Annotated in this window: 17 protein-coding genes; 15 read left to right on the top strand and 2 right to left on the bottom strand. The window is 41.0% G+C overall.

Annotated elements, in window-relative coordinates:
* The first annotated feature begins 35 nt into the window (after positions 1 to 35).
* The 9 genes from AC4EHB_RS09700 to AC4EHB_RS09660 all read left to right on the top strand — a co-directional run bounded on the left by AC4EHB_RS09700 (position 36) and on the right by AC4EHB_RS09660 (position 11660).
* Entirely contained in the window at positions 36 to 1280 is a 1245-nt protein-coding gene (locus tag AC4EHB_RS09700; protein ID WP_490975344.1) for a sugar ABC transporter substrate-binding protein, read from the top strand.
* Between the two features lie 98 nt (positions 1281 to 1378).
* Positions 1379 to 2260 (top strand): carbohydrate ABC transporter permease, encoded by an 882-nt coding sequence (locus tag AC4EHB_RS09695; RefSeq protein ID WP_490975343.1) that lies wholly within the window; start codon positions 1379 to 1381, stop codon positions 2258 to 2260.
* Positions 2260 to 3096 (top strand): carbohydrate ABC transporter permease, encoded by an 837-nt coding sequence (locus AC4EHB_RS09690; RefSeq protein WP_490981326.1) that lies wholly within the window; start codon positions 2260 to 2262, stop codon positions 3094 to 3096. The genes AC4EHB_RS09695 and AC4EHB_RS09690 overlap by 1 nt, the downstream gene beginning before the upstream one ends.
* 26 nt (positions 3097 to 3122) lie before the next feature.
* The gene (locus AC4EHB_RS09685; RefSeq protein ID WP_490981325.1) at positions 3123 to 3821 is read left to right on the top strand and encodes a YesL family protein; all 699 of its coding nucleotides are present in this window, start codon (positions 3123 to 3125) and stop codon (positions 3819 to 3821) included.
* Between the two features lie 46 nt (positions 3822 to 3867).
* On the top strand, positions 3868 to 4923 hold the full coding sequence (locus AC4EHB_RS09680; protein ID WP_490981324.1) for a LacI family DNA-binding transcriptional regulator: 1056 nt from the start codon (positions 3868 to 3870) through the stop codon (positions 4921 to 4923).
* On the top strand, positions 4920 to 5603 hold the full coding sequence (gene pgmB / locus AC4EHB_RS09675) for a beta-phosphoglucomutase (RefSeq protein WP_490981323.1): 684 nt from the start codon (positions 4920 to 4922) through the stop codon (positions 5601 to 5603). The genes AC4EHB_RS09680 and pgmB overlap by 4 nt, the downstream gene beginning before the upstream one ends.
* 12 nt (positions 5604 to 5615) lie before the next feature.
* Positions 5616 to 7889, top strand: a complete 2274-nt coding sequence (locus AC4EHB_RS09670) for a glycoside hydrolase family 65 protein (protein ID WP_490981322.1) — start codon at positions 5616 to 5618, stop codon at positions 7887 to 7889.
* Positions 7890 to 8074: 185 nt separating this feature from the next.
* Complete coding sequence (locus AC4EHB_RS09665; RefSeq protein ID WP_490981321.1) at positions 8075 to 8635, top strand: HU family DNA-binding protein; 561 nt, start codon at positions 8075 to 8077, stop codon at positions 8633 to 8635.
* Positions 8636 to 9551: 916 nt separating this feature from the next.
* Positions 9552 to 11660 carry a sensor domain-containing protein gene (locus AC4EHB_RS09660; protein WP_490981320.1) on the top strand — a complete coding sequence of 703 codons (2109 nt, stop codon included), beginning with the start codon at positions 9552 to 9554 and terminating at the stop codon, positions 11658 to 11660.
* A 177-nt stretch (positions 11661 to 11837) separates the two neighbouring features.
* On the opposite strand, the gene AC4EHB_RS09655 is transcribed toward AC4EHB_RS09660, so the two are convergent.
* Positions 11838 to 12266: a hypothetical protein gene (locus AC4EHB_RS09655; protein ID WP_490981319.1), complete on the bottom strand. Its 429-nt coding sequence runs from the start codon at positions 12264 to 12266 to the stop codon at positions 11838 to 11840.
* Between the two features lie 229 nt (positions 12267 to 12495).
* Positions 12496 to 13464, bottom strand: coding sequence for a restriction endonuclease PLD domain-containing protein (locus AC4EHB_RS09650; protein ID WP_490981318.1), 969 nt, complete (start codon positions 13462 to 13464; stop codon positions 12496 to 12498).
* A gap of 314 nt (positions 13465 to 13778) precedes the next feature.
* On the opposite strand from AC4EHB_RS09650, the gene AC4EHB_RS09645 reads away from it, so the two are divergent.
* Genes AC4EHB_RS09645 through AC4EHB_RS09620 form a run of 6 tightly spaced genes read left to right on the top strand, consistent with a single transcriptional unit; the run spans position 13779 to position 22543 of the window.
* Positions 13779 to 16586 (top strand): Z1 domain-containing protein, encoded by a 2808-nt coding sequence (locus AC4EHB_RS09645; protein WP_490981317.1) that lies wholly within the window; start codon positions 13779 to 13781, stop codon positions 16584 to 16586.
* The gene (locus AC4EHB_RS09640) at positions 16576 to 18630 is read left to right on the top strand and encodes a hypothetical protein (protein WP_490981316.1); all 2055 of its coding nucleotides are present in this window, start codon (positions 16576 to 16578) and stop codon (positions 18628 to 18630) included. Before AC4EHB_RS09645 ends, AC4EHB_RS09640 begins: the two co-directional genes overlap by 11 nt.
* Complete coding sequence (locus AC4EHB_RS09635; RefSeq protein WP_490981315.1) at positions 18627 to 19580, top strand: hypothetical protein; 954 nt, start codon at positions 18627 to 18629, stop codon at positions 19578 to 19580. Before AC4EHB_RS09640 ends, AC4EHB_RS09635 begins: the two co-directional genes overlap by 4 nt.
* A 1-nt stretch (position 19581) precedes the next feature.
* The gene (locus tag AC4EHB_RS09630) at positions 19582 to 20292 is read left to right on the top strand and encodes a DUF6339 family protein (RefSeq protein WP_490981314.1); all 711 of its coding nucleotides are present in this window, start codon (positions 19582 to 19584) and stop codon (positions 20290 to 20292) included.
* Positions 20264 to 21613 (top strand): DNA cytosine methyltransferase, encoded by a 1350-nt coding sequence (locus AC4EHB_RS09625; protein ID WP_490981313.1) that lies wholly within the window; start codon positions 20264 to 20266, stop codon positions 21611 to 21613. Before AC4EHB_RS09630 ends, AC4EHB_RS09625 begins: the two co-directional genes overlap by 29 nt.
* 9 nt (positions 21614 to 21622) lie before the next feature.
* Positions 21623 to 22543: a PD-(D/E)XK motif protein gene (locus AC4EHB_RS09620; RefSeq protein ID WP_490981312.1), complete on the top strand. Its 921-nt coding sequence runs from the start codon at positions 21623 to 21625 to the stop codon at positions 22541 to 22543.
* The last annotated feature ends 2 nt before the right edge of the window (positions 22544 to 22545 follow it).

The following is a 22545-nucleotide window of genomic DNA, read 5'->3' as shown; positions in this document are numbered from 1 at the left end:
ACTATATAACAACCAATTCAAAGGGGGCATTACACATGGTGTTTAACAAGAAGTTCATGACTGGCGTAGCTTTTGCTGCGATGATGACAGGCCTGGCTGCATGCAGCGGCGGCGAAGAAGCAACTGAAGGCGGAGGAGAAGGCGGCGGCGAGAAGATCACGATTTTCCAGACAAAGGTGGAAATTTCCGATCAGCTTGAAGCAGCGGCAGAAACTTATACGGAAGAAACTGGCGTAGAAGTGGAAGTTATCGGAACGACCGGAGATGACTATCTTCAGCAATTGCAAATCCGTTTGAATAACGGAACGGGACCTTCAATCATGAGTTTGCAGAACTCTACTGTAGCTGAAAGCTTGAAATCGTATGTACATGACTTAAGCGACGAAGAATTCGTCAGCAATATCGCACCGAACATGGCGTTGGAGCTTGATGGCAAAGTAGTTGGCATTCCGTACGGCGTAGAAGGATTCGGACTTGTCTACAACAAAGATTTGGTTAAACCGGAAGACATCAAAGACTTTGAATCATTCACCAGCACATTGGAGAAATTCAAGGCAGAAGATATCAATGGCTTAGGCTTATCATCAGAAGATTATTTCCTGATCGGCCATATCAGCAACTATCCGTTCTCGCTTCAAGAAGATCCAGAAGCATTCATGGACGGCTTGACTAGCGGAGATGTAACAATGGCAGAAACAGAAGAATTCCTGCGTTTCGGCGAATTCATGGAATCGATCAGAGAAAACACAGCAAGCCCATTGGGTGTTGCTTATGACCAGCAAGTCGGTGATTTTGCAGCTGGTAAAACAGCCATGATCCACCAAGGCAACTGGGCATCTAGCTTGCTTTCAGATTTCGAAGTGGATTTTGAAGTCGGCATGGCTCCATTCCCGCTTGAAGGAAACACGAAGCAGGCAGTAGGCGTCGGCAGCAACTGGGCAGTCAACTCTGAAAAAGAACCGGAAGAAATCGAAGCAGCTGTTGATTTCCTTGACTGGTTGCACACAAGCGAAACTGGCAAGAAAATCATCGTAGAAGAGTTCGGATTCATCCCGGCGATGACGAATATCGAAGCCAATGATTTAGATCCATTGTCCCAAGCAGTATTTGAAGCTTCAAACAGCGGCAATACCATTCCATGGTCGCATAACTACTACCCGGCAAACCTGGTACCAAATGATTTTGCACCAGCTGCTGAAGAATTCTTTGCGAATCCAGACATGACAGGCGAAGAATTTATCGGCAATTTGGATGCAGCTTGGCAGAACGCTGTAAAATAAGTGTACGAACGATGGCCTATAAATAAAGAGAGCACGCCTTTGCAGGCGTGTTCTGCTTTTTCTCAACGAAAAGACCTTTAACCAACGGAAAGAGGGGGATGGACGTGGCAAACAAGAAGAATATCGGCTGGTATCTGTTATTTACGTTACCGCTGCTCATTATTTTTACAATCATTGTCGTCATTCCGTTTCTAATCGGAATCTATTATGCGTTTTTTGAATGGGATGGGATTAATGCCAACCCGAAAGTGTTCGTCGGCATGGATAATTTCCTGGCCTTGTTCACGGATGGGCGGTTCATGAAATCGACCTGGCTGACGGTGCTGTTTACCGTGTTGTCCGTTCTTACGGTGAATATAGTGGGGCTCGCGTTTGCGTTGCTTGTCACCTCGAAGCTTAAATTGGCAAATCTGGCACGGACCATGTTTTTCATGCCATACTTGATCGGCGGCCTGATTTTAGGCTATATCTGGCAGTTTGTATTTTTGGACGTCTTTACCTTTATCGGCGAAGTGACCGGGCTCGAGCACATCTTTTTCAATTGGCTGGTCAATGAGAATTTCGCCTTGTTTGCCTTGGTATTCGTCTTTACATGGCAGATGGCAGGCTACGTTATGATCGTCTATATCGCAGGAATCCAAGGGGTGCCTGGTGAACTGATCGAAGCGTCAAAAGTTGACGGTGCAAGCCCTTGGCAGCGCTTGACGCGGATCACCTTCCCGTTGCTGATGCCTGCATTTACCATTTCGTTGTTTCTTACCCTATCGTATGGCTTCAAGATCTACGACGTCAATTTATCATTGACGGGCGGGGGGCCGGCGAATGCTACAGAGCTTTTTGCAATGAATATTTACAATGAAATCTTTGGCTACGGAAATTACGGATACGGACAAGCAAAAGCCATCCTGTTCTTCGTAATTATCTCAGCCGTTACATTGACCCAAGTTTACCTAACGAAGAAGCGGGAGGTTGAAATGTAATGCGCATACTAAGCAAATGGTCGAAAGAGATCTTACTGACGCTGGTTGCTTTGATCTTTTTGTCTCCCATCTACATCATTATCGTCAACTCGTTCAAGACGCGGCAGGAATTGTACGAAAGTGCGTTAGCCCTTCCTGAACAATTCAGTTTCCAGTATTACACGGAAGCGATGGAACAGATGGATTTCATCAACGCGTTTATCAATTCGATGTTTGTCACGGTTGTTTCAGTGGTGTTCATTGTCATCTTGTCATCGATGACGGCATGGATGCTTGCCAGATCCGGCAACCGCATCAGCACCCTCATTTTCATGACCCTTATTGCCACGATGCTGATACCGTTCCAGACCCTGATGATGCCGCTTATGCAGCTGGTTACAGGAATTACAAGAGATTTCGGCATTCCGCTGTACAATACGCTTGGCGGCCTGGTTTTCATGAACATCGGCTTCAACGCAGCTCTTTCCGTTTTTCTTTACCACGGCTTTATCAAATCAATCCCGATTTCGCTTGAAGAAGCGGCAACGATTGACGGGGCTTCAAAATTCGGCGTGTTCTGGCGGATCATTTTCCCGATTCTGACACCGATTACGGCGACCGTCATGATTTTGAATGTCATCCTGATCTGGAATGACTTCTTATTGCCGTCATTGACACTGGTCGACAAAGGGCTGCGGACGATTCCGTTGTCTGTCTTCTACTTTTTCGGAGAATTTACGATTGAATGGAACTTGGCCATGGCCGGCTTGACCTTAACGATTATTCCGGTTGTTATTTTCTATATGCTTGCTCAGAAATACATCATCAAAGGAATTGGAGAAGGGGCTGTTAAATAAGCCCTTTTTCATTAGGAGGCGGAAACATGCAGGAGACGAACGGGCTTTTGGGCGTACTTTATACAGCGAGCGAATGGTTTTTGAAGATGGCGGTCGTCAATTTCTTGTGGTTTTTAATGGGCATCCCATTATTCACTGCGTTTATGGTCATCGACATCAGCAACGCAGCTGGAATTGTGCTGTTTGGCGCTGCTGTCCTGTTGTTTACGCCTCTTTTGTTTTTTCCGGCGACGGCCGCTGTCTTTGCGTCCGCGCGGGATTGGCTGCTTGATAACGACACTTCTTCAGTGAAGATGTTCGTTTCCCATTTAAAGGCGAATTACAAAGAAAGCGTGAAAATGGGGGTGCCGTTTGCGGCCGTTTGGCTGATTTGGTACTTCGGATTTTTTTATCTCCGATCGGGGAGCGGTGCCCTCGATTTGTTGTTTCTGATTACGGGACTGGCATTGTTTGTTTACACCGTTAACTTCTTGTCCATCAGCGTCCATTACCGCATGAGCGGCATGGAACGCGTGATGAATGCATTTTTCGTGTCAACCGGCAGCCCGCTGCTGGGTTTGTTCATCCTGCTCAGCAATGGCGTGCTCATTTGGGTCAGCGTTACGAAGCTCTTATTGCTTTTGCCGCTATTGACCGGTTCTTTGAGCGCGTTTCTGTCGTTCTCGGCATTCTACAGCTTTACGCTGCGTGTCAAAAACAAACAGGCAGCCAAAACGGCTAGCTGAAACGGCGTTGTGCCTCCATAAATTCATGTAGGAAGTGAAACAGCGAATGTCCACAATAAAAGATGTTGCCAAAAAAGCGGGGGTATCCGTCAGCGTCGTTTCCAAAGCGTTCAATAATTATGCCGATGTCAAAGAAGAGACACGGCAGCGCGTTTTTGCAATCGCGCAGGAATTGCATTATTCACCGAATCTCAATGCCAAAAATTTATCGTCCAAAAAACACACAACGATTGGGCTGATTTCTTCCGGCGTGCTCAATGACAACGAAAATGACAGTAATGCGTTCAATATATTCAAAGGCGTTTACCAGGAAATTTCAACCAGCCGCTTTGAGTTGTCGATTTACCTGACCGATTCCCAGCAGCAAAAACACCAAAGCTACATCAGCTATTGCCGCGAACGAAACATCGGCGGCGCGATTTTACAGGGCATCCGGACAGACGACCAATATTACAAAGAGCTGATCGGCTCCAGCCTGCCGTGCGTCGTGCTCGATATCATGGCCGAAACGGAAAATGGGCTGATTGGCAGTGTATCCATCGACAACGCCCAGGCGACAAATGAAATGGCTGTCTATTTGCTGGAACGCCATCACCGCAAGCTGGCGGTCATGGCGGGGACGCGGCAAACCTACGTCAATTCAGAACGCATGAAAGGCTTGGCGAAAGCACTCGATCAATATGGCATGAACCTTAGCCATGTCGACGTGTTGGAAGCTTCTTTTTCGGAAGAAAAGGCGTATGAGCTGGCGAAAGCGTATTTGCAGGAAAAACAGCCGACTGCTTTTCTGTGTTTCAGCGATTTGATGGCGTTCGGGGTCATGAAGGCCGTGAAAGAAGCCGGCCTGAGGATTCCGGAAGACATCTCGGTCACGGGGTTTGACGACCTTGTGCTGAGCCGCTATACACAACCGCCGCTTACGACAATCCGGCAGAATTTCGTGGAAATCGGAAAATTATCCGCCCGTTTGCTGCAAGACATCATCGACGGCAAATTGGAACGGCAGCATATTTGGGTCCCGCATGAATTGATGGAGCGGGATAGCGTGCAACTTTTGCCGGCGGAACCCGCAGCGGAAAAAGAAAAGAGGGAGATTACATGACACATAAACCGAAGCTTTTTATCTACGATTTGGACGGCATCCTGACTGATACCGCTGAATTTCATTTTTTGGCGTGGCAAAAACTGGCTGAAGGGCTGGGTATTTCATTTGACCGCGCATTTAACGAGCAGTTGAAAGGCATTAACCGCATGGATTCCTTGGACCGCATTTTGGCGCTGGATCCTTCGATCGGCGCGCTGTCAAACGCGGAAAAGCTGAAACTGGCGACGCAAAAAAACGAGTACTATTTGACGCTCATCGAAGAAATCACACCTGCCCATATCCTCCCGGGTATGGTGGCTTTCTTGGATGCCAATAAAAAAACCGATGCCAAGATTGCATTGGGCTCGGCCAGCAAAAATGCGCCGGCCATTTTGGAGAAATTGGGCCTTGCCGGTTATTTCGATTACATAGTAGACGCAGGAAAAGTAGAAAAAGGAAAACCGGACCCGGAGACATTCACTGCTGCGGCAGATGCACTCGGGATCGACTACCGGGACTGCATCGGCATCGAAGACGCCAGTGCGGGCGTCGAAGCGGTCAACCGGGCCGGCATGTTTTCAGTAGGCGTCGGCGATGAAAATCATTTATCGCACGCAGATTATTTGGTGGCGGACACTTCTGACTTGGTGTTTGAAGAAGTGATCCGGCAGTTTGAGAAGAAAAAAGCCGGCTTGTAAAGGAGTGGAAGCATGACCTGGACATTAACGAAGTTTGAACTCGATAATCCGAATCTTTTGGTGAACGAAAGCCTGCTGTCTTTGGGCAATGGCTATTTGGGCGTCAGAGGAAATTTTGAAGAAGGCTATACCGAAGGATTCAAATCGATCCGGGGAGCGTATATCAATGCGTTCCATGATGAAACAGAAATCACCTACGGAGAGAAATTGTACGGCTTTCCGGCAACGCAGCAAAAAGTGCTGAACGTCATCGATGCGCAAAGCGTCGAGATCTACTTGGACGGGGAACGGTTTTCTGTATTTGAAGGAGAAGTGGTTTTCTGCGAACGCAAGCTACACATGGACGCGGGCTTTGCTGAACGCATCGTCCACTGGATCTCACCGCAAGGCAAAGAAGTGAAAATCCATTTTAGGCGCCTGGTGTCGTTCGTAACAAGAGAATTGTTTGCGATCGATGTGAAAGTGGAGCCGATTACGCCGATCGCAGAAGTGAAGATTGTTTCCACACTCAACGGCGACGTCTCCAACTACGTCGATAAAGAAGATCCGCGCCTCGCGTCAGGCCACACGAAGCGCCTCCACGTCACAGACGTACGCCAGGAAGGGCGGGTCAGCATCGTCAAAGACACGACCTACCAAACTGAACTGGAAGTGGCTTGTGTATCTGCAGCGGTGGTCCAGTCAGAAGGCTGTGAATACAGCAGCCATGTGACGGACGTAAGTATCGAAGAAACGTTCGTCTGTGCAGGCAACGCGCCGGTAGGGTTCACCAAATACGCCGTTTATACGGATACGCTGCGCCACGGCGACGACGTCACCGGCAAAGCGCTGGAGACCTTGGAACTTGTGCAAAGCAAGCCGTTTGATGAGTTGCTGACTGAGCAGAAATCCTATCTGGACAATTACTGGGCCATCTCGGACATTGCGATCGAGGGCGATGAAAACGTTCAGGAAGGCATCCGCTTCAACTTGTACCAGCTCCTGCAATCGGTGGGCAAAGATCCGGCGAGCAATATCGCCGCGAAAGGCCTGTCCGGCGAAGGCTACGAAGGGCATTATTTCTGGGATACGGAAATCTACATCTTCCCGGTGTTCCTGATGACCAATCCGGCCATCGCCAAAAATTTGCTGCTGCACCGCTATTCGATTCTGGACAGCGCGCGGCAGCGGGCAAAAGAAATGGGCCATGAAAAAGGCGCATTGTTCCCGTGGCGCACGATCACCGGTCCGGAAAGTTCGGCATTTTTCCCTGCCGGCACGGCGCAATACCACATCAGCGCGGACATCGCCTACAGCTATATCCAATATTATTTGGCGACAAAAGACGAAGCGTTCCTGAAAGATTATATGGCAGAAGTGCTGTTCGAAACGGCGCGTCTGTGGGCGGACACGGGGCATATGCAAAACGGCGAATTCCGCATTGACAGCGTCACCGGCCCCGATGAATACACGTGCATCGTCAACAATAATTATTACACGAACGTCATGGCGAAACACAATTTGCTGTGGGCAGCCAAAGTCTTTAACCTCCTGAAAGAAGAGGACAGCGAGCGGCTGCAGCAGCTCACTGGAGCGCTGGAGCTGTCGGAAACGGAAGTGACTGGCTGGCAGAGAGCAGGCGACACCATGTACTTGCCGTACGATGAGACGCTCCAAATCAATGCGCAGGACGACAGCTTCCTGAAAAAGGACCGCTGGGATCTGAAAAACACGCCAGCTGAAAAATTCCCGCTGCTGTTGAACTATCATCCGTTGACCTTGTACCGCTACCAGGTGTTGAAACAGGCCGACACCGTGCTTGCGCATTTCCTGTTGGAAGACGAGCAGGATTTCGACACGATGAAAAATTCCTATGATTATTACGAAGCGATCACCACACACGATTCGTCGCTGTCTTCGTGCGTCCACAGCATCATGGCGTCCAAACTAGGCTATCACGACAAAGCCTATGCTTATTTCAATGAAACCGCGCGCCTGGACTTGGAAAATACGCACGGCAACACAAAAGACGGCCTGCACATGGCGAATATGGGCGGCACGTGGCTCGGCATCGTCTACGGCTTTGCCGGATTGCGGCTGAAAGAAAGCGGCTTGTCGTTCGCGCCTGCGCTGCCAGCCGAATGGAATTCCTACGAGTTCCGGCTGCAATACCAAGGCCGCCTGCTGAAAATCCGCAAAGACCGCGAAACTGCCAGCTACACCATCCTGCAAGGCGACCGGCTTGAAATCCTCCACAACGGCGAAGCGCTCGTTCTGGAAAGTGGGAAAGAGACGGTTGTCGAATAACGAGGGAGTAGGTCAGTAAAAGAATAAATTCTCCTTCAACCGCATAGTCAACTGGCCATCCTCATGGAAATCAATCGATTTCGGGGATGGCTTTTGCTTTTCTTGAAATATACGAGCCACAAAAACGGTATAATAAAGGATAAGACTAAGAATGGCATAGCCATTTGCACTGGAGGAAATACCACATGAACAAAAAAGAACTGATTGGAGTTATTTCACATAAAAGCCAATTACCTAAAGACCAATCCGAGAAAGCGTTAAACGAAATCCTGTCAGTGCTCACGGCAGCGCTAGCAAAAGGCGAAGAAGTGAAAATCAACGACTTCGGCGCGTTCCAAGTCACTTCAAAGGGTGAGCGAAAAGGCCGCAACCCGCAAACCGGCGAAGAAATTACCATCGCTTCATCCAAAGCGCCTCAATTCAAAGCGGCGAAAGTGCTGAAAGACATCGTCAACCAGCGCGACTTTATCGAGAACTTCGTGTCTGCCGGCAAGATAACGGAACAGGAAGCGGAGATTTTAAGATTCGTAGTGGCAGAAAGCCGCAAAGCCAAAGCAGCGGGCTCCAATCCCGACGAGCCGGCAATTATCGAAACGCAGAAAATCGCCGATGCGGTAAGTTTGGATTTTCGGGAAGCGGAGATTATCGCAAACCGCTTGATCAGCAAACGAATCTTGAATACGGAAGTGTATTCGAGCCAGATTGATACTGTGTTTTTGAGAGGGAATTACCGAAAGTATTTATAAATACAATAAGAGGTCCGTGCCAGAAAAGAATAAATGATGCATGAAGGGGTAAATAAGCTTAAGTCAATTTAATTCGCTATATATCCTTCTATTATTTTCTTCTGAAGGTACAAATAAATAAAACCTTTTTCGGCTTCTTAATTGGCCGGAAAAGGTTTTTTTGTTATTCTCAGTTCCGAATAAATAAAGAGTACATGTATATTATACTTTCTATTTATTTTTGTAAAAAGCTTTATTCGCTGTATCGCCTCACTTTAAGACACAATTTATATGAAAAGTTACTTATGCCTATTTATAATTATGCAAAAATAGCCGATAATACCTGTAAGAGATAAATAGGAGTATTTTACTTTTCGTGATATAGAAAGTTAATTAATGCAATTAAAATAACGCTGTTTTAAAAAAAAAATGAATGCTCTGGGAGGAAGCAGCTTATGTTTATATTCAAAAGGAAACCATCATTAAGTGAGCACGATATGTTGGAACTTCAGAACATTGTCGGAAGAACAGTGGAGCTTGCGCTCGAATCCAATGAAGAGACGATTCACTTTCTAAAACAATACGATTTGATTTTAATCCTTTCTTGGGAATTCAATTCCATGGAATGCTCCATATATGATTATTCCACTTTTGAAATTTCAAAAAACGGATCCAGCCGGTTAAGAAATCCTGCCCTCTATACGGAGAAACGAGATTTAATAAGAAGAGACGACACCGTCGTGTACATAGACGACGAAAAAATTAAAAACTTGTCAAAACGAAATCTTCTCGTTTTTTATTGTCTCAGTGAATGGATCAATATCTTCGATGTTGAAGTTCATGCATGCAATTTGTACAAATGCATTTGGTGAAGGCTCGCCCCTTTATCGACTCGTACGATTAGACGGGGATTTTGAATTGAAAGGAGTTGCTTTACATGAAGCAAATCGCTAATAAGTTTTTCTTGAATTTGATCGAGGTTAATGCACCGATGGATAAAGAATTTTACCAGGAGATGTTCGAAGTCACCGTGCAAAACGCACCCGTGAGCATGTATGTCTTGAAGGAGAATTCCTACTCGTTCGTCAATAAGCAGTTTTGTGAACTCCTCGGATATGCTGAAGAAGAAATCCTTAATGGCCAGATTGCTTTTACGGACTTGGTGCATCCAGACGATATCGGTGTCATGAAGGAACGTTTGATCAGAAGGCTTGAGGATCAAAACAAGCACGATCAATACCGCATCCGGTTCTTCAAAAAAAGCAAGGAAATGATTGTCGTCGAAGTATATGGGAAAAAGATGGTCCGCAATGGTGAAACGTTTTTAGTAGGGGCCATCGTTGATGTGACGGCAGAAGTTCAGGCGACAGCACAGTTGAAGGAAAATCAGGAACGGTTCAAGTCGTTGTTTGATAATAACCCGGACGCTGTGTACACGTTTGATCTGGAAGGCAATTTTATCGATGCTAATCCGGCCTGTGAACGGATAACAGGGTATTCTGCTTTAGAGCTGTTCGAAATGGCTTTCATGCCGCTTGTCGTGCCGGAAGATTTGCCGACCACCCTCTATCATTTTGAGAAAGCAGCGCTTGGGGGAACCGTTACATATGAAATCTTCATTACGCGAAAAGACGGACAGCGAAGAGCTGTGGAGATTTCCAATTTTCCGATGAAGCATAATGGTGAAATCATCGGGGTTTATGGCGTAGGTGTTGATATTACCGAACGCAATGAAAACACAAATTTGATGCAAGAACTGATTTACTTTGATTCCTTGACCAAACTGCCAAACCGTAAGCTGTTCGAAGACCGCTTAAGGCAAGTCTTTCAGATTTCGCAGTTCCATGACCATAAGCTGGCTGTCCTGTTTCTCGGATTGGATCGCTTCAAATTCATCAACGACTCATTGGGACACAATCGGGGTGATGAGTTCTTGAAAGCCGTTGCACAGCGTTTGGAAGCAATAGTAGGTGAAGCGGATACAGTGGCGAGGGCGGCAGGAGATGAATTCGCTATCCTATTGCCGCATGCGACAGAAGAAGAGGTGCGCCTTTTAGCGGCAAAACTCAACGAGGTGATATCCCAGCCGTTTATCGTCTTGGACCATTCTCTGTCGATTTCCTGCAGCATCGGCATCGCATTCAGCGGCGGCGCAGAAGAGACAGTGGAAGAGTTGATCAGGAAGGCAGACGCGGCGATGTATTTCACGAAAAAGTATGGCAAAAACAATCACACGGTCTACTCAGATGAACTGGATCAAAAGACGTCATACAAGCTGATCCTTGAAAAGGACTTGAAGGAAGCGATCCGGAACCAAGAACTTGAGCTGCATTATCAGCCCATCACGAACCTGAAAACGGGAGAGCTGAGTGCAGTGGAAGCATTGATCCGTTGGAATCATCCAATGCTTGGCCGCGTGTCGCCTGATGATTTTATTCCGATTTCAGAAGAAACGGGGCAGATTGTGCCCATCGGGAAATGGGTTTTGCATACCGCTTGTGCGCAAATCAAAGAATGGCAGGAAAAGGGCTATCCGCCTTTTGAAATCTGCGTCAATACCTCAACCATCCAATTGCAGCATCCCGGCTTTGTCCAAACCGTCAAAGATGCGCTGGATGAAACAGGACTCGATGCCAAATGGCTCGAACTTGAAGTGACCGAAAGCATCTTGATGGAAGATACGAAGATCCTGAAACAAAACTTGGTGGATTTAAAGAAGTTGGGTGTATCTATCTCGATCGATGATTTCGGCACCGGTTTCACGTCCCTCAATTACTTGCAGCAATACTCGTTTGACCGGGTTAAAATCGACCGCAGTTTCGTGTCGGACATCACTACAGGGCTGAAAGGGAAAGCAATCACTTCCACGATTATTTCCCTGGCCCATCAACTGAACATGAGTGTAATTGCAGAAGGCATCGAGGATGAAGAGCAGCTGGCCTATTTGATCCAGGAAAACTGCGACGAAGGACAAGGCTATTATTTCAGCCGTCCCGTTCCGGCAGAAGAGCTGGGATTGTCGTTGGTGGCGAAGAAGTTTTGTTGATGGGAAAGACGTGAAGGCGAAGCGGCGAGTGTTAAACTCGGATGAGCATCCATTGTGCAAACATCATCTGAAAAAATCAAAAGGGCTTTCCGAGATATATGGAAAGCCCTTTTCATATTCAATTGATTAGGAGTATCTCATTTCCATATCGACAAGTTAAGGTGAAGGGGTGTCCATCTATTTAGCCTGCAATTCCTTCAACCATTTTTCGTGCTTTCGATTATCCGGTTCCCAGCTGCGAATCGTTTCTTGCAGTTTCACAAGTTCCTGCATGTAATGATAAATTTCGGCAGAAAAGATCCCGTCTTGTCCTTCAAGGCGGTAATAATCCCGAAACGGTTCGAGTGTTTCATCTAGCCATTCAATTAAATCTTTCTTCTTTGGATATCCAAAGTAAATGCTTATGTGTAAGTCCTCTTCGTAATTCATCATCCACTCGCCATAAATCCGTCTCATTGATTCATAATCATCAATGTAAGGGTGATCGAAATCATCTGGTCCTCCTTCAAATTCTTCGAAGCAATCTTCCGAACAAAAACCATTTCCAAAACTGTCTACCCGCCGTGCGATACTTGGTTTCTTTCTGCATACTTTACACCGTTTCATTCTATCCCTCCTTGTCTATTGGTAATATACATAGGGATTTTGAAAACTGTTATTTAAAAATATGTAGAAGGCTGATGAAATGACAGCGTAAATTATCTTGGAATACAAAAAAAGCCTCACATAGCCACTTTTTAGATGTATACCATGGGGGCAGTTTAATCTGTAAAATATCAAGTTTAAACTTTTATATGTTTATTAATTACTAAGATAAATATATATGCTAAATTTATCAAGATTTTTGTAGCGGAGAATTACTAAAATCTAAGAAATACGTTTCCTCATCTATTTTAAAAACTTCTACGAATGTTTTTCCGTATTGTAAAACATCTTCTACTTCTACTTTTGCACCTAAAGGAACTCCTAGTCTCCTTCTAAAGTATTTTCCCATTATACTGTTAGCTAAGCTGGTCTCAATTGCTTTTCGATTTGCTTGAGCCATAGTACAAATAAATTGTTGACCATCATCTGTTATCAAAGTAAATGGATTTTCTAATGGAGGAAAAAAGTTGGCATCGCGATTGTGTACAGAAGATGGCACAGGTATGTATGCTTGGTTTGGTTCACGGCCTGGTCTTTGGCCCCAATTAAGTCCGGATTTCTCTTGAATTTCTGTATCATTCTTAATAAGCAAGGGCAAACGCACAGAGGGGTTCACTAAAAAGTTTTTTTGATTTTCAAATTCATGAAACTTGTTAGAATTTAATTCATCTTGAGTAGGTAGTCTATTATAGAACTTAATATATCCTTCTACATTTGGATCTACACAAGAAATCGAATCAGCTTGATTAAATACGTCTTCAATATTATTAAAATTTGAACGGCTAACTAATTCTAATTGATCTCTAAAGCCATTCCATGAAAAATTTGCAGAACCTGTATAAATTATTGACTCTTGATTAATACCATTGTTTGTCCAATAGTAGATTTTCGTATGAACGCCAGGAAGTGTCTTTTGGTAATTAACAATAATATTTGGAAAACGGCTAATTATATCAACATATTGAGAGTGATCTACTTTACTTACTCCATCTTTCTTTGTCATACCAATTGTTAATTCAATATTTGCTTCAGGGAAATTATCAATAATATGAAACAGAAAAGAAGGTGATGCATAGCCGGTGAGAATTTTTAAGTCTCGATAGCCTTCTTGGTAAGGCACTAAAAAAACATGATCTTGCAAATTAGAAGTTAGGTACATTAACTTGGTCTCCTTATAATCAGATGATTCTATTTTACTCAATAATTCAATTAAATTCCATAAAATTAAAATTAAATTTTCCGTTTAAACAAACTCTTTAACTCCCTCTACAACTAAATATATATATTAACAAATTATTTGAAAAGAATTGATTTTTTTCACTTCCCTTACTCCCTAAAGACTTAGAATTAAAGATAATAATATAAGTAGCATGAAATTAAAAAAATATATGTATTTTCTTATATGAAGATTTGTAAAAAGATGTAAGGTATAATACTTATTAAAGTCAATATTGTCAAAGGGGTAATATAATAATGAGTAATTTTGCACATCCAAACTATGATCAAATTAGAGACTCTATTAAAATTATGGGTAAAAAAGAAGGATGGGAAAAAACGAAGTATGCTATGGGTTCAAACTATGACGATTTAAATTATTTTATAGAATTTCAAAAGCGTTTTCATATGATTCCAGAGTTTGCTACTCCTGAAATTTGGTTAGAAATAGTTGAATGGTCTAAAAAAACTGAAGAAGAAGAGAAATCTATTCATATAAAAAATGAACAAAGCACATTAATTGATAATGGTTCAGATAATGGCGTTCATGTTCCAACAAGTGCAAGGTCATCGTGGCAACTCTACAAAAAGAAACTTAAAAATGACAACTGGACAGAAGAATCCATTGAAGAAATAGAAAAAACAACAGTAAAAATTCTTAAAAAGCTTACATTAAACAGTGAAGAAGTTGGTTCTGTAAAAGGATTAATGGTAGGACATGTACAATCAGGAAAAACTGCTAACATGGCTGCTCTTATGGCTATGGCCGCAGATTGGGGTTGGAATTTTTTCGTTGTCCTTTCTGGGCTAATTGACAATTTGAGAAAACAAACTTCAGAAAGGCTGATTTCAGATTTAAACCATAACGGGAATTTGAGCTGGCATCCTCTAGAGAAGCCTTCTCCAAATTCGCCATCAGGTCATAGAGCATCGGACCTAGTCTGGGAGTCAGGTGCTAACCAAAGGTTTTTAACTGTCGTTTTAAAAAATCCAAGCAGATTAAGAAAGTTAATAGACTGGATGAACGAGGACATAAATAAACTGAAACAAATGAAAATTCTGGTGATTGACGATGAAGCTGACCAAGCAGGCATTAATGCAAAAGATATTGAGAAAGAAGAAAGAGCAAAAATAAACTCTCTTATTCTTGAATTAGTAAATGGAAAAAAAGATTGTCAAGATAAGCCGGGCGCAATGAATTATATTTGTTATACAGCTACGCCGTATGCAAATATATTAAATGAATCTGGGAAAGATACTCTTTATCCGAAAGATTTTATTGGCGTGCTGAAAACTTCAAATGAATATTTTGGACCTAAAGAAATTTTTGGTTTATTTGACACAGATGATCAAGGACTGGATATTACTAGATGCATCATTAAAGAAGATCTAGAGCAAATTGAAGAAATTCATGATAAGGGCCTTGGACAGATTCCAAATTCGTTTGCAGAGTCTATCTCCTGGTTTTTATGTACAGTGGCAGTAAGAAGGCATTGGGGACAGAAAAAACCAGTAAGTATGCTGATTCATACTAGCCAAAAACAAAGTCACCATAAATCAGTGGCTGAATCCGTAGAAAGTTGGATCAAAGAAAAATCTATGAAAGAGATTATTGAATTATGCAAAGAAGTATATCAAACAGAAACCAAAATATTTGATAAAAAGAAATTCAGAGAAGGGTATCCGAATTACAGTACATCGAACGAAAAAATTACTGATTATCCAGATTTTAGTTTGATTAAAGATGAAATTTCAAATTTATTGAGTGAAATTACTCATATTCCACTCAGTGATTTAGGAGAGCCTAAATACCACAATGGAATTCATTTATGTATAGATAACTGTGCAAACAATGGGATTACAGATGAAAATATGCATGTAAGACTGGTATACCCAAAAACAAGCGGAACAAATGTACCTAAAACAGCGACAGCATTTATTGTTATAGGAGGAAGCACTTTATCAAGAGGACTTACAATAGAAGGACTTACTAGTACATACTTTCTTAGAGCAAGCAAACAAGGTGATACGCTTATGCAAATGGGAAGATGGTTTGGCTACAGAAAAGGATATGAACTGCTTCCAAGAATTTGGTTAACTGATGACACATATGAAAAATTTCAATTCCTGGCTTCTGTTGAACAAGAACTGAGAGAAGACTTAAAGGCCTTCTCGGATTTCGGCTTGCGTCCAGAAGAATATGGCCCAAAAGTTAAAAATTCTCCAGAGCTATCATGGATGAAAATTACGGCGAAAAACCGAATGCAAAGTGCAATTGAAACAGAATTAGATTTTTCCGGTATATCGGCTCAAACGACCATTTTTAAAAATGAAAAAGAAATATTAGCACATAATATAAAAGTCACTGAAAAATTCTTGAAAGAATTGCCGAAACCGGCAATGACTAGTGAAAAATCAGGCTTAATATGGAAAAATGTAAAGTTTGAAGATTTAAGAAAAAACTTACTAACTCATTTTAAGTTTGATCAAAAGTCACGTATTTTTAATCAAATCCATGCATTTGCCGACTGGTATAAGCAGGTAGAAAAAGAAGAAGATTTCGAAGGATGGAATATAATTCTAAGTGGTACAGGTAAAATTCCTGAAAATAAAACAGGTTGGGATATAAATGGAGAAAAAGTTGGACTGGTAGCTCGAACAAGAAAAGGGAAGGGCGTTTTAACAAGTAGCTCCGTCAGCATAGGCGTGTTAAGAGCCCCGAAAGATCTGTATGCAGATATAGATGCCAAAGAATTAGAAAAAGCAAACATACCTGCAAATACTTTAACGGCCTCTAACGCAAGAGTGCGAGAGGTCCGTGAAAAGACAGGTTTGGAAAAGACACCGCAATTAATAATCTATAGAATCAATCAAAGCTCGAAAGCGAGCCTTGACAACGATCTAAGGTCTGACTTAAATTTTGATGAAGATATCATTGGTCTCAGTATGTTAGTGCCAGGGAAAAAGAATAAAAATTTAGCGAAAAAATTAACTATAAACTTAAAAGAAGATAATGTTACAGATTTAAATGAAGGTGATCTCGGAGGGGAAACTAGTGAAAATTGAAATTGCAAAACATGAAAGAATGTCAGAGCGAGGAAGTTCTTTGCTCAAATTGCTACAAAATGAAGATACCCCAGTATTGGATTTGCTGGTTCGAGAAGCTGTTCAAAACAGCCTAGACGCTGCAGATTCGACTATTCAACCATCCGTTATTGTAGATATTGGCTTAACAGAATTTCAAAGTAATTCTCTTATATCAAATATGGACGGAATAGAAGAAGCTTTAAATAAAAAATTTGGAGGCAGCAGTGCAAAAGCATTGTATATCTCAGACTCTAATACTGTCGGTCTAACAGGTCCTCTTCATATTGATGAAGTAGTTAATAATGACTACGGGAACCTTCAGAAACTGGTATATGAAATAAGCATTCCACAAAATAAAGAAGGGGCTGGAGGTTCGTGGGGACTGGGAAAAACAATATATTTTCGGTTCGGAATAGGTCTAGTCTTTTACTACTCAAGAATTAAGAAAGCAAACGGAGAGTATGAACATCGGTTAGCAGCAACAATGGTAGAGAATGAAGAAGGAGAATTCACCTATATACCTTCAGTAGACAATAAACCGAAACGTGGCATTGCTTGGTGGGGAGAAGAAACAAAAGATGGCTCGACGACAGCAATAACAGAAGAAACTAAAATAAGAAGCATATTGGAGATCTTTTCAGTTCCACTTTTCAGAGGAGAAGAAACGGGCACGAAAATTATCATTCCTTTTATCGATGAGGAAAAAGTGTTGCCTAGGAATCCGGACGTATGGTGGTCTAGCAGTATAGAAGATTATTTGAAAATAGCTCTTCAAAGGTGGTATGCACCTAGAATAGATAATCACTATTATCCATATGGAAAATGGCTGGATGCAAGAGTAAATAACGAATCGATAAATTACGACAATATGGAGATATTCTTTAAGATAATGCATGATTTGTATAATCAAGCTATATCAGTCGACAAAAAAGTTCCAGAATCTCAGATTCTTAAAAGTTTAGAATACGAAGTTACAGATATAAATTTAAAAAACAATTTTATTAATACGTCCAACGGAAATGCTGGAAAAGTAGCTTTTACAAAGCTAACAAAAGAAAACCTGAAAATGTTGCCGCCAGATAACGAACTAAGTCCATATAAATATTTGAATTTTGAAGAAATCGATGAAACTGTAAATATACCAATCGTTGCATTTCTACGTAAACCCGGAATGATTGTAAATTATGAAGTTGGCAGTTTGTGGTGTAACGATATTAAACAAACTCCTGAAAATGAGTTTATCATAGGACTATTTGTTCCAAATTCAGATAGTGAATTTAGAGATTTCGAAGATTTTTCAGTTCTTGAAAATTATTTGAGAAAAAGCGAAAAGGCTGACCATACTTCTTGGAAAGATTTAAGTGTCCCGGAAGGCAGGATAACAATAATCGCTAGAATTCAGACCAATGTATCTAAAGCAATAAAAAATAAATACTCTATTTCAGATGAAGAAATTGCAAAAGGGAAAAAAGGGAAATTAAGCAAAGCGTTGGCAGGAAAATTGCTTCCTCCGCAAAATTTTGGCCGGGGTCCAACAAACCCGGTTGTGCGTCCTCCTGGAGGCGAGAATACTTTTCTGAAAAACAGAAAAGTAGTTTTTGATATTCTTGAGCAGAATCATAAAAATGATGGGTCTTTAGAGATTCAATTCAAGTTAGACATTAAGAAAAAAAATACAAAAGCAATTTTAGAAATTGTAGTGCAATCGGAATCAGGCCCTATAAAGGGGAATGAATGGGAAAAGGCTGAAATAATAGGTACAACGTTTCCGCTTGAAATTAAAGAATTTACTATAACTAATGTAGATAATATGGACACATTAATTACTTTAAATAGAGAGTGCAGAACAAATAATTTGTATCCTGTAAGTTTGCATCAAACAGAGAAGTTTAGCTCAATTAACGGAGCCGAAATTTTTAACCCTGGTGACAGCATGAAAATATTGGGGACTTTAAAGCTGCTGAAGAAAGATCCGTTAATCCAAGCTTCGATCTCTTTGACATCAGAGGAGCATAGCCAATGAATAATGAAATACTTTTTCACAAAGAATTAAATGAAAAGCTATTTATGAAAATCGGATATGAAGCAGAACCTTACGCTTTTTCTTACTCCGATGATGGCGAGATAAAAAAAATCTCTATTAACCAAACTCATGATATTGAACACAAAGGCGATCATATATTTATACAAGATGAAGATGGTATTTGGGAACCTAATAAGTACAACTTAATAATTGAAAAGAAATTCTATATAAATAATCCTGCATTTCTTTTTACGGAGAATGGTATTGTGGCTCCTGATGCAGTATTAGGAATTGCATTAAACTGGTTTTCTAAAAGCTCCAATCAAAGAGGAACTATAAAAATAGATTCAATTAGCAGAGACCATAGTGGTCCATTTTCAGCCAATCTAAATCAAAAGTTCGATAAAAATCAGCTTAGTGGGGAAGTCACTCTAGAGCTTATACTTTATTTAGAAAAAGCAGCTAAATTCCAGGCATCTTGGTACTCTAGTCAAAGTGGTACAATTTTAGGTAAGCTTGATACTCAATTACTCATTCTAGATGGGGCGGGATCCTCATTTCCTATCTTGGAAGTTTCAGCACCAAATATGCCGTTATGGTATGTAACTTTTAATTATACTGACCTATTAACAGATCCGTTTACTGAAGAATTTGTATGTATTAATATCAATACAGCCCACAAAAATTTTAAATATATAAATGATAAAAAAGGAGATTTCAATGGGCCTATGCTAGTGGAAGTATTGGCCAGTGCATTGCAGGTAATTGTCCAAAAAAGTTTAGATAGTCCTGAAAGAGAAAATATTATTAATGGTATGAATTTAGAAGAAGGTTCCATTGGCCAAGCAGTGTTTTATTTCTTGAAAACATTTAACTGGGATGCTTCTTCACCAGAAAAATTGGCAGAGACGATCAGAAAAGATTTAGAATCAAGAATAGAAGGTGAATAAATTGCTATCAGTAATAACTAAAAAAGAAGCAATTTCTAAATTTGAAAATTTTAAAACAGAAACCATTCAAGATTTTAAGCCGGAAAACAAATACAGTGTACTGCGGAAAGAATTTGAAGAAATTCATGAAAGCGTAAATCTTGAATTAGACAGTATGGGCGATTCTTATACTGTATCAACATATGATTTTGACTTATTATTCGGTAAACAGATGTATCAACTATTATCAGAGAAATATCAAATTTCCGAAAGACAAGCGTCACAAGATGGAACATGGATGTTTTTATCGATTGAGATTGTTCCCGATATCGTCTTCAAAAGATGGAAAGGACTCAATGAAAATCGCTATTACAAGGAATCGCGTAGAATATGGCTGAAAACACTTTGGTGGTATATGCACTTATCATGGCAAGGTGATTATGACGGCACATATAAAATATTAAAAGATAATACTACTGACGACTTGGTACAATTAGTTGAAAGATCTGGAAGACAAGGGTACCGGATTGAGTTATATCGCGAAATTATGAGAAATTACTCACAAGTTAAAGATGATGAAAAGGGAAGGAAAAATCAACTTTTTCGTAAAGTAATGAAACTTAATACAGCTAGAGCCCGTGTAGTAGAGCCTGCTTTGACAGAAGGCGGAGAAAAGCAGTATGTAAAGGAGCTATTTGAGTACTTTGATAAAGATACAGCAAAGAAAGTTTGAAGTTATTGATTTGTTTTCTGGATGCGGCGGTCTAGCATTAGGTTTTAAAAAAGCCGGCCTAAATATTATGAGCGGCATGGAACTCAATGAGCCGGCGAGTATAACAGCTTCTTACAATCTTCATTGGAAAGACGGAATTGATAAGGAACATCTTTGTGGAGATCTAACATTAAATTCGCCGGAAATTTTTAACCACTATCAAAACCCCGTAGTAATTGGAGGGCCCCCCTGTCAAGCATATTCTCTTGCTGGCAGAGCCAAACTGAATTCGTTGGGTGAAGAGCGCGCTGCATTTAATGACAGCAGGGGATTTCTCTTCGAAGATTTTTTGAGATTTGCCCTGGATTTAAATGCCAACGCAGTAGTTATGGAAAATGTCCCAGAATCTGTTAATTACAATGGTATGAACATTCCAGAAAAAGTGTGTGAAATACTAACTGAAAATGGTTACAATGCTTTATGGACTGTATTAAACTCAGCAGACTATGGAGTGCCCCAAATCCGTGAAAGAGTATTTGTGATAGCAGTAAAAAAAGAATTTGGTGAAATTAGCCATTTACCTATACCGACTCACCAGCGGTCAAATAAAGAATACAAAACTATGCATGAGCAACGCTTTCTTAAATTTGAAAAAAGCAGGTTTTTCAGAACGCCAAATATCCCAGTAAGCAGCGTTCCGGCGTGGGTTACTGTTGGAGAAGCATTATCAGATCTGCCATCTTTATTTCCAAAATACGATGGAAAATATACTCTGCACCCACCCCATTTGAAACTTAAATACAGTAGCGAACCTCGAAATGATTATCAGTACAGATTGAGGATGAGTAATAATGGAATCTTAGATGCCGTAAGTGGGAACGGATTTAGAAATACAAAAAGAGATTTTATTATTTTTAATAAAATGAAACCAAATGATAACTACCGAGATGCACATGATATTGCGATGAAGTTGCTTGCAGATGAGTGTAGAAAAAATGTTGTAGCAAAAAAATCTAATCCGGAAAAGTATGCTGAACTAAAAAAGAAAATAGTGCCGCCATATTCGATAGAAAAGTTTCTTGGGAAATGGAAAAAACTTGACCCTGAAAAACCGTCTCATACTCTTGTGGCTCATTTAAGCACTGATACTTATAGCCATATACATCCTTGGGAACCCAGAGGAATATCGGTGCGTGAAGCAGCACGATTGCAGTCTTTTCCAGACGATTTCTACTTCAATTGCAGTATGACAGAAGCATTTAAACAAATTGGAAATGCAGTGCCACCGTTGCTTTCGCAAGCAGTTGCAGAGGCACTTTTGGAAAATCTAAGCCAAAAATAAGGTGATTAAATGAATCCGGTAGAAGAAATTAGAAATTATTTTTCATCATTAAATGAAGGGAAAATTATTCAGCTAAAAAGTTTTGGTGACGAATATTCTTCGTGGGCAATAAAGTTAAATAGTTCTTTCGGTGTTGCAATTACAATTGAGCCGAAATATCTCATTAATGAAAGTTTTTCGAATGTTAGGTATCATACAGAAACATTTGAAGTTGATGGGAAAGAAGCGCATTTACTAATGCTAACTTCCAGTGTGATGGAGCTAAGATATGAATTTGCTTCTTTATGTGCCATGTTTTTAGATCCAGGCAGAGAAAGTGAAGAGAGAAAAGAAATTTTAATTGATCCTATTAAATGGTGGATTAATTTTAAAGAGCTTATCGGCAATAAAACTTATGAAAAAACAGTTCATAGTGTTTTGGGAGAATTGGTTACATTTTTCTATTTATATTCAAATAACAAGAACTTGGAATGGAATGGACCGAACGGCGCTTCTGTTGATATTGAAGATAGTCATTCTTCACATGAAGTGAAATCAACGTTATTGAGGTATGATTCAGTTATTGAAATTTCGAGCCAGTTTCAGCTCTCTGCAAAAAATCAGTTTCTTTACTTCTGCAGGTTTGAAAAATCTAATACAGGGATTTCGATAAATCGAATTTCTCATATGATAGCCAATTTAGGGTATCCGAGAGTGAAACTTGAAGATATGCTAAAAAAAATGGGGTTTGAGGAAAATAGTTTGGTCCGTTCTGAAAATTTTAAACTGCTTGAAATGAAGAGATACGTTATAGACGAGAATTTCCCTAAATTAATCATCAATGATGTTTTTGAGCAACGATTTATTGATCATATAGTACAAGTGAAATACAAATTAGATTTAAAAGGATTACCTTTAGAAGTAATTAATACTAACTATTTTAAGTTTTAACC

The organism is Planococcus sp. TJ-302 (assembly GCF_058268455.1).
Note: the sequence above shows the minus strand (reverse complement) of the source record. Positions and strands in the feature narration are given on the sequence as shown.